Genomic DNA, 8,795 nt, shown 5'->3' with positions numbered 1-8,795 from the left:
ATCTTGCCTTCATCCTCATTTCATTGGCGGCACGAATGTTAATACTAGTTAAATTGTGAATGTTGCAATGAAAACAAAATACCAGAGTCTTTCCGGTTGCTGTTAATGATGCGTGACGGCCATGACGGGACTTGAACCCGCGACCTCTGCGCCGCCGCAGGCGGCGCCACCGTCTGCGACTCCGCGCGCTGGCGAAGCGCGCTTACACAGCGCTCTCTCTTCTGAGTGACTTGACCGCCGCCTGAATTATACCCTTGCACTTCAAAGCCGTTTTGCTAATTGTCTATTACTCTTTGTCTTTTGTGCTTTCGGTCAGAGCCTTTGACAAGAAGAAAGACGTGGGGCGGTAGCCGACTTTGTCGTAAAGAGCGACCGCCGCATCGTTGTCGGTGAACACTTGGAGATCTAGCTGCTGAACGCCGAGATCTCTCGCTTTGACTTCCAGCGCAGCGAGCGCTTCCGCGCCGATTCCTTTGCCGCGATGCTCCTCATGAACGCCGATATACCAAATTTCGCCGACTGTTCGATGGGGCTTTGGGATCACACGCAGGATGACATGGCCGAGCGACGGCTTGTCGGCAGCTTCGTGTATCGTAAGAAAGTAACAATTTGGCGCGTTGAGGCCACCAAGAATTAGCCCTTCTCGTGTCTGACGCGCCTCTTCTTCGGCGTCTTCGGCGCTAATTCTGCCGGATTTCGTCAGCGATTCCGCATAAATCTGCCCGACTGTTTCGGCCACGATCAGAAAATCAGCCTCGGTCATTGGAAATAGATCGATCAAATCTCAGTGCTCCGTATCCCGGGTGACGGCATAGATGTGGCAGACTTTGCCATCGTACTCAGCCTGGTCCACAGGTCTCATCCCATTTTTCTCAGCCACCCGAATAGAGGCGATGTTGCCTGGATCGATGATCGAAATTAACCGGGGAACATCCAGATGCTCGAATCCCCATTTGCAGACTGCCGTGGCGGCCTCCGTAGCAAACCCCTGACCCCAGTGCGATTGATCCAGTCGGTACGCCACTTCAATTTCATCGACGCCGCCCACTCGCTGTGGGATCAATCCACAAAGTCCGATCAATCTCCCATTGGCTTTATGGACAACGGCCCAGAAGCTGTGCCCTCGCTGTTCTTGAAGCGTTCGGTACCAAGCAATCGCTCGGGCCGCCGTTTCGCGGGAGCGTGGTCCGGACGCGAAGAACCTCATGACGTCCGGGTCGGCCTCGATCGCCGCGAAGGCGTCCAGATCGTCGGAACTGAAAACGCGGATTGTGAGGCGGTTTGTTTCTAGAATGTGCATTACAACGTCATTGCGTGACGGCCATGGCGGGACTTGAACCCGCGACCTCTGCGCCGCCGCAGACGGAGCCACCGCCTGCGACTCCGCGCGATGGCGAGGCGCGCTTACACAGTGCTCTCTCTTCTGAGCTACATGACCGCCGCCAAAATTATACCAGCGATACGTCTGCTTAGGACTTGATTGCTGATGAAGGCCGGGAAGGAATCGAGCATCCAATAACGAACCAATCAAAAGGAACGACTTGGAGTTTAACAACGATTGATCACAAAATCACAGGTAATGGACGCGGTGGCCGAAGTCGGCTTGAGCGCATATACGGCGGAGATCGAGGCGCAGATCCTGCCATCTATCCGAATCTCGTATCCCGAGATTGCCGCCGAAGCATCCGGATTAGGACAATCACGCATCGGCGGCCTCCCCGATCTTCCTGCCGACATAAAATGGCCCACCGCATCTGGATACGATCAATCCCATATTGATCGAGTGGATCCGCTGCTCTTCCTGGCGCAGATCAATTTAGCGGACATCGCGGAATACGATCCTGACAGTCTGCTCCCGCATTCCGGCCTCCTCTTGTTCTTCGCGGCGAACTGGGTGAACGTTATCTCCGAATACCGTTTGTCCGATGGGCTGTGGAAGGTAATTTACGTCGAGGACATTACGACGCTGAAACCCGCATCCGCGCCGGAACTCCCCGAAGGGCTTCTGGAAGACGAAGACTATTCCCAGAAGGCGCCCAAAGGCCATATGTTCCGTCCATCAGCGATCGAATTCTCCGTAGAGATGACGATCCCGCAGGCGTTTGAGCATCCTACCGTCCAGCTTCTTCGATCTGCAGACGAGGGAGACGAGGCATTCTGGAATCTGAAAGAATTGCTTTATCCAGGAAGAGAAGACGATATTCCAAGCAACCACCCGCCTATTCATCGGATGCTGGGACACTCGCAGCTGGATCAAGTCTGTTTCTTGCGGTGGGATTTAATTCTTCTCTTACAGCTTGGATCGGAAATCCGAATCCCAAAGCCTTCCGACGCCACAAATATCTATTGGGAGTTCGGTGGAACTGGGTGCTTTTTCATTCGCCCGGATGATTTGCGAGCGCGTAACTTCTCAGAAGCTGAGCTAATTTACGAAACGGATTGAAATAAACGCAGGGAGAGTTCCGTCACTTCAAAGAACCTGAGCTGTACACAGGTTATGCGGACAATTGACCCATAAGCGCCGGCATATCGAGCAGCATGCGGCTTTCGGCAAATAGCCCTTCGCGCACAACATCGATCACGACACCCCAAACATTGATCGCTTTTCCCGTGGCCGGCATGCCCATGAAATCGCCGCTGTTCGTCCCTGTCAGAGTAAATCGAGTGACCACGGTATCTCCCTCGGCGACCTGCTCGTCGACAGTCCAATTCATGTCGGGAAACGCAGAAACCAAGCCGGTGACCGCGTCCCGCAATCCGGCGCGGCCAGGTCCCTGCCCAGGAAACGGAATACGCTCGATAAAGTCCTCGGCGACAATTTCCTCCATGGCGTCCAGGTTCTTAGCGTTCAGGACTTCGTCCATGAAACGGTTAATGACTTGCTTGTTTTCTAGAGACGACATGCGTTCGATTCTCCCTTGAATGCTTCCGTGAAGAGGAGAAGCATTGCGTTATCCATAATACCTCTCTTGATCTCAGTTTAGTGCGGCTGCATAATGGGCGGAGCAAACAATGGGCAACGACAATTTTGTGATCATCGGCCCCGCCGGCGTCGGCAAAAGCACCACGGCGCAACTGCTCGCCGAAAGAACAAGGCGGCCACACGTTTCCCTGGACCGAGAACGATTTCGCTATTACGACGAGATCGGTTATGACCGTGCGCATGCCGACGAACTGCGAAAAAACGACTTCGAGGCGCTGCTGCGATACTACGAACCTTTCAACGCCCACGCCGTCGTGCGGATTACGAAAGAGCATCATGGAGCCATCATCGATTTCGGCGCCATTCACTCCGTGTACGACGATCCCCAACTTGCTGCGCAGGTGAGGGAAACCCTGTCCCCTTGTCCGAATGTCTTCCTCTTACTCCCGTATCCAGAAACTGACCGCAGCATCGACTTTCTGATCGACCGTGGCAGTGGAGACACGCCGCTTGCGCCAGATCAAGAGGCAATGTGGCGGCGGATCATTCGTCGCTTCCTGGAACGGTCCGATAACGCAAGCCTCGCAACGCACACGATCTACGTCTCGAATAAAAGCTCAGATGATATTGTGGGGGAGATGCTGAGCTGTATTGTCTGATATTATCCGGGATTGAGGCTATCGCGCCGTCGGACGATCATTGCGGAGCATGGCCGCAGCCCGCAGCGTTCGTAGAATGGCTGTATGTCAGGATCGCAAACGAGATCGATCGCATAAAGATGATCTAACTCAGCAAGCATCCGTGTGACAAGCTGCTTGCCGATGCCAAGATTTTGATGTGCCGGCCGCACCTCCAGCGACGAGATGTAGCCGAACAGAACGCCGTCCGTAAGTGCGGTGATAAAGCCGACAACCGCGTTCTCGTCTTCATCAATCGCCAGCACGCGACAGTCGCTTTTGTGTAGTAATTGACGAAGAGTTTCCGGAGAGGGCGGGGTCGGCCAGCCGACGAAAAATCCGGTTAGCTGTTTTGCGGTGATTGACGTCACGTCGCTTGTGTAGATGATGTTGTTCATAAGAACGAAGAGGACTGCGTATCGTCAAACGGTTGGTCGAAGCAGAAACCACATAGCAAGGATATTGATGAACAGCTTCACTCCATATGTTCCGTGAATACGTCCTGGGCTGACGCCGCAAGTAGTTTGTTAACATCGTTACCACGGAAAAGATGACGTATGGAGCCTGACTGCCATATTGAATCCGACGCCCTCAATCCTGCAACCCGTTTATGGCAGCGTAAAGACGGGGCTTACTTTCGATTTTCCCTGCCGTATTGTCGTAATCCGAAGCTTGGTTTGGGCGGAAGCCTTTATCGTACCTTCGAGCATCGTAGAACTACTGCCGTTAGCAGGCTCGGTCATTCTCAGGTCGGGAATATGAAACTGAGCAACTGTTTGCGGCGAGATCATATCACGGACAATGATTGTGGAAGGCGCCTGCTTCCTTCCAAGAGTGTCATACGTTACCATTACTTCAATGCTTGTGGCGTCATTTCGAGTAAACCCAACTTTAATGTAAATGCCGTCGAGTATTGGAAGCCATTCTTTCGGTCGCGCTGGAGCTATTACGACTCCTTTTGGGTTGGTGTATTGGTTCGTTCTAGCATTCCATGCCAGGTGCATCGATCGAAGCTTATTTACGATGTCTGTCGCTTCGCGCTCTTGAGAATTTTGCCAAATCCTGGTTGTCTCGCTGGATCCGACAAGGCGAATGATCTGGTTCATGATCATGCCTTTCCACGCCTGCCGGTTGTCGTAATTCTCTGACCGATACACGCTGGAAGCCTCTTGGGGAATCTCAAATGGGTCATTGGGCGGAACTAGTGCGCTGGCACGAACGACGCCGTGACTTCGTGCATAGGCTAGTTGGTTTTCCGCTGGAATGTTGGTCGTCAGTCTGCCTATTTGAGATGGCGGGAGCACAATGAGAGGAACGCCGTGTAGTATGAGGGCTCGATCCCGCTGCCCACTTGCTTCCGTATACGGCATTCCTTTGAGACTGGTGTCTGTGAATAGCGCGCGAAGTATGACGTATATATCGCTAGATGGAACTAGTCGGCAATATTCGGTGAGCACCGCTAACGCTTTGCTCTTACCCAATGGTTGCAAGGCATTTACGATCCGAATGACGATGAGAGGGTTGTAAGATTCGCCATCAATGTCTCCATACATGCTAATGGGATTGTATGCAAGGCCATTATTGGGTTCAGTTTGCTCTCTGATCCGGTCAATTAGGCTGAGCAATTTTCGTAACTGACGCTCACTGAATAGTCCCGAGACAGGGGCCGCAGACATACGGCTGGGGAAGCGGGCATCGTCGTTGATACGGCCGATAACACGGCCGTTGCGGAGACTTACATAGCCTAGAGTAGGAAATGTGAGGTGACCGCTTGCACCATAGCACCAGGTAACGTCATAGCTGCGGTCGTCCGTTTCCTCTGGCCTAACGATATCGTCCGGTGGACCAAGTAGCTTGAGGAGTTTAGCCATCGACATGCCATTGTGAACCAACGTCATTTTTCGAGCAAACGCCGTCCGATCCGGTAACGCCACTTGTGAGGACGCCAAACATTCGACTGACGCGACCAGCAATAATGCCGCAATTATCGACAGTAATTTCATCATCTGATCTGCCTCTTTAGGCTCAAGTCTACCACACACTAAGATCAAAGCGTGCAAACAAGGCGACGAGCTTATTGAGCGGCAGGCCGACGACATTAAAGTAGTCGCCGTTGATCTTAGGGATGAAGGCGAGGGCTTTGCCCTGGATGCCGTAGGCGCCGGCTTTGTCGAGGGGTTCGCCGGTGGCGACGTAGGCGTTGATGGTTTCGGTGGGGATGGGGTCGAAGGTGACGTCGGTGACGGCGTAGTCGGTGAGGGGGGCGCCGGGGACGCCGTTGGTGACGGGGAGGATGCAGATGCCGGTGTAGACTTGGTGGGTTTGGTTGGAGAGTTCGGTGAGCATGCGGCGGGCGTCGGCGGGGTCTTTGGGTTTGTTGAAGTATTCGCCGCGCAAGGTGACGGTGGTGTCGGCGCCGATGACAAGGGCGTCGCCCTGGGTTTGGGCGGCGACGGCGGCGGCTTTGCCGATGGCGAGCTGCATCACCCAATCTTGGGGAGTGAGTGAATCGCGGTCGAGGCTGTCTTCGTCGTAGTCGCTGCCGATGACGTCGAAGGTCAGGCCAAGCACGCCGAGGAGTTCACGTCGGCGGGGCGAGGTCGAGGCGAGGATGATCCGGGGAGCGCTCATGCGCGTTGATTTCCTCCGTGGAAGAGTTTCATGAGGACGGCAGGCAGGGTGACTTTCGGTTCGGTTCGGGCTTTCACGCGGGCGATGTTGCTCTTGTGTTTGACCAGCACATAGAGGGACACCAGAAGCCCGAAGACTGCGTAGGGCAGCGTGTACCCGTTTAAGACCCAGATCAGCACGCAGGCAATGGGAACGGCGATGATGCTGGAAATGGAGATATAGCGCGTGGCGGCGAGCACCAGGCCCCAGAAGAGGAAGCCAATCAGGGCGGCCAAGGGGTTGAAGCCGAGAGCGACGCCGACGGAGGTGGCGACTCCTTTGCCGCCTTTGAATTTCAGGAATGGGCTGGCGTTATGGCCCGTGATCGCGGCGAGGCCGACGAACATGATGAACCAGGGCGAAACTCCGGGAAGATGGTGGGCGGCAAGCACCGGGATGAAACCCTTCATGACGTCCGCCGCGAAGACGATGGAGCCGCAGACCGGGCCGAGCGTGCGCCAGACGTTAGTCGCGCCGATATTGCCGCTGCCGTACTCGCGGATGTCGATCCCCTTGACCATCTTGCCGGTGATCAGGCCGATGGGGATCGATCCGCACAGATAGGCGAGCAGCAGAAGCAGCAAATAGACGGGGTTCACTTGGCGTTGACCGGCATTTCCAGGGCGAATTTCGAGACTTTGACGTGGTTCGGGATCTCGATCGGATACTTACCATCGAAGCAGGCGCGGCAGAACTTATCTTTGTGGATGCCGATAGCGCGCGTCAGACCGTCCAGGCTCATGAAGCCCAGGCTCGTCGCGCCGATCAATTGGCGAATCTGCTCCACCGTGTGGCGATAGGCTACTAAGTCTTCCTGGTTCGCCATATCGATGCCGTAGAAGCAGGGGAACTGCACGGGCGGCGCGGTGATCCGGACATGGACCTCGGCGGCGCCGGCGTCGAAGAGGCGCTTGACGATCTGCCCAGTGGTCGTGCCGCGGACGATGCTATCGTCCACCATCACGACGCGCTTGCCAGCGAGCGCTTCCTTGATCGGCATCAGCTTCATCCGGACACCGGCCTCACGCATGCGCTGGTCGGGCTGAATAAACGTGCGGCCGATATATCGGTTCTTCACGACGCCTTCGCCGTACGGAATGCCGCTCGCTTCCGCGAAGCCGATCGCGGCGGGCGTCGCGCCGTCAGGGATCGGCATGACCATGTGCGCGCCGGGGCAGGGGTGCTCCTTCGCCAGCTCATGGCCCATGCGGCGGCGGGCGTCGTGCAGGCCGCGCCCGTACATCGTGCTGTCGGGGCGCGCGAAGTAGATGAACTCCAGCAGGCAAGTCGCGTGGCGCTCCTTGGGGACCGCCTGTCGCTCTCGGAAGCCGTTTTTATCGATCACAACCATCTCGCCCGGCTCGATCTCGCGAACATATTGTGCGCCAATCGTATTTAATGCGCAGGTCTCGGAGGCGACGACGTAATGCTTGTTGTCGAGGAGCCCAAGGCAAAGCGGGCGGACGCCGTAGGGGTCCCGAATAGCGATGAGAGTATCTTCGGTGAGGATGCAGACGGAGTAGGCGCCGCGCAGGCGGGTCATGGTGTGCGCGATCGCGTCCTCCAGCGTTTTGTCCTGCTGGGTGGCGATCATGCGGGCGATGACTTCGCTGTCGTTGGTGGTTTCGAAGACGACGCCCTGCGCCTGCATCTCCTCACGCAATTCTTCCGTGTTGATCAGATTGCCGTTGTGCGCGACGGCGACGCTGCCGTCGCCCCACGCGCAGTGCAGCGGCTGGGCGTTGCGCAAAATGCTGGAGCCGGTGGTGGAGTAGCGGGTGTGCCCGATGGCGATGTAGCCCTGGAGCTGAGAGAGAACGCGTTCGTCAAAGATCTGGTTGACGAGGCCCATCTCCTTGTACCACTTGAGGTGTTCGCCGTCCGACACCATCATGCCGGCGGATTCCTGGCCGCGATGCTGGAGCGCGAACAGGCCGAAGTAAGTCAGTCGTGCGACATCGGCATCCGGCGCATAGATGCCGAATACCCCGCACTCTTCCTTGGGCGTGTCATCGTCGTCACGCGCGGCGGCTGCGGCAAGCGCCAATGCGTCGTCATCAAACTTCGTTGTTTCCAAGAGTGCTGAAATCCTACCGTCAGTACGAGAACAGGCCGGGGCCTGAAATTGGGGCGGTCTTCATTGTCGTCGCCGACATATGAAAATCCGCCCCATTAGTGTACCCCAAGAGACCCCGCCGGAGTCCCGTGAATCTGCGAGAATGTGAAACGGACGCGTGGGACTCTTGTTCCCAATGCTGTCCAGGCCCAGATTGGCCGGCGAATAAATTCGCGCCTAGAAATGCACGATGTGTCCCTCCGGACACTCCAGAAACGTAATCGTAAACGAGCCCTAATCTGGAGTCCACGGAGGTCGGGTGCCCTCTGGGCGTCGTGCACTTCTAGAAGCGGTGCCGAAAAGTCTTCGATATCTTTGGGGATTTGACAAGGATAAATTTTGTCCTTGTCGAATCTCTTCTTATGATTGGCAAGCGTTCCTCCCAGCCGGCATTATTCGATGTTGGCAA

General features: G+C 55.9%; 10 protein-coding genes and 1 tRNA gene. 2 read left to right on the top strand and 9 right to left on the bottom strand.

Going from position 1 to position 8,795, the window contains the following annotated elements; translation table 11 throughout:
* Positions 1 to 286: 286 nt before the first annotated feature.
* The 3 genes from ABIZ35_RS20630 to ABIZ35_RS20620 form a co-directional block, all read right to left on the bottom strand.
* Positions 287 to 781: a GNAT family N-acetyltransferase gene (locus ABIZ35_RS20630; RefSeq protein WP_348221810.1), complete on the bottom strand. Its 495-nt coding sequence runs from the start codon at positions 779 to 781 to the stop codon at positions 287 to 289.
* A 3-nt stretch (positions 782 to 784) separates the two neighbouring features.
* On the bottom strand, positions 785 to 1,300 hold the full coding sequence (locus tag ABIZ35_RS20625; RefSeq protein WP_348221809.1) for a GNAT family N-acetyltransferase: 516 nt from the start codon (positions 1,298 to 1,300) through the stop codon (positions 785 to 787).
* Between the two features lie 18 nt (positions 1,301 to 1,318).
* Positions 1,319 to 1,438 (bottom strand) — tRNA-OTHER (locus ABIZ35_RS20620).
* 120 nt (positions 1,439 to 1,558) lie between these two features.
* Here ABIZ35_RS20620 and ABIZ35_RS20615 point away from each other — a divergent pair.
* Complete coding sequence (locus tag ABIZ35_RS20615) at positions 1,559 to 2,443, top strand: YwqG family protein (RefSeq protein WP_348221808.1); 885 nt, start codon at positions 1,559 to 1,561, stop codon at positions 2,441 to 2,443.
* Between the two features lie 52 nt (positions 2,444 to 2,495).
* Here ABIZ35_RS20615 and ABIZ35_RS20610 read toward each other — a convergent pair whose 3' ends face one another.
* On the bottom strand, positions 2,496 to 2,903 hold the full coding sequence (locus ABIZ35_RS20610; RefSeq protein WP_348221807.1) for an ester cyclase: 408 nt from the start codon (positions 2,901 to 2,903) through the stop codon (positions 2,496 to 2,498).
* Between the two features lie 109 nt (positions 2,904 to 3,012).
* Between ABIZ35_RS20610 and ABIZ35_RS20605 the strand changes: the two genes are divergently transcribed.
* Positions 3,013 to 3,582 (top strand): shikimate kinase, encoded by a 570-nt coding sequence (locus ABIZ35_RS20605; RefSeq protein ID WP_348221806.1) that lies wholly within the window; start codon positions 3,013 to 3,015, stop codon positions 3,580 to 3,582.
* A gap of 2 nt (positions 3,583 to 3,584) precedes the next feature.
* Here the strand turns inward: ABIZ35_RS20605 and ABIZ35_RS20600 are convergent, their stop codons facing one another.
* The 5 genes from ABIZ35_RS20600 to purF form a co-directional block, all read right to left on the bottom strand.
* On the bottom strand, positions 3,585 to 3,998 hold the full coding sequence (locus ABIZ35_RS20600; protein ID WP_348221805.1) for a GNAT family N-acetyltransferase: 414 nt from the start codon (positions 3,996 to 3,998) through the stop codon (positions 3,585 to 3,587).
* 210 nt (positions 3,999 to 4,208) lie between these two features.
* Positions 4,209 to 5,606, bottom strand: coding sequence for a hypothetical protein (locus tag ABIZ35_RS20595; RefSeq protein WP_348221804.1), 1,398 nt, complete (start codon positions 5,604 to 5,606; stop codon positions 4,209 to 4,211).
* Positions 5,607 to 5,631: 25 nt separating this feature from the next.
* Positions 5,632 to 6,231, bottom strand: coding sequence for a Maf family protein (locus tag ABIZ35_RS20590; RefSeq protein WP_348221803.1), 600 nt, complete (start codon positions 6,229 to 6,231; stop codon positions 5,632 to 5,634).
* Positions 6,228 to 6,869: a glycerol-3-phosphate 1-O-acyltransferase PlsY gene (gene plsY / locus ABIZ35_RS20585; RefSeq protein ID WP_348221802.1), complete on the bottom strand. Its 642-nt coding sequence runs from the start codon at positions 6,867 to 6,869 to the stop codon at positions 6,228 to 6,230. The genes ABIZ35_RS20590 and plsY overlap by 4 nt, the downstream gene beginning before the upstream one ends.
* Positions 6,866 to 8,347 carry an amidophosphoribosyltransferase gene (gene purF / locus ABIZ35_RS20580; protein WP_348221801.1) on the bottom strand — a complete coding sequence of 494 codons (1,482 nt, stop codon included), beginning with the start codon at positions 8,345 to 8,347 and terminating at the stop codon, positions 6,866 to 6,868. The genes plsY and purF overlap by 4 nt, the downstream gene beginning before the upstream one ends.
* Between the last annotated feature and the right edge of the window lie 448 nt (positions 8,348 to 8,795).

The organism is Capsulimonas sp. (assembly GCF_039929585.1).
Taxonomy (GTDB): domain Bacteria; phylum Armatimonadota; class Armatimonadia; order Armatimonadales; family Capsulimonadaceae; genus Capsulimonas.
This window is presented reverse-complemented; position numbering and strand designations above follow the sequence as displayed.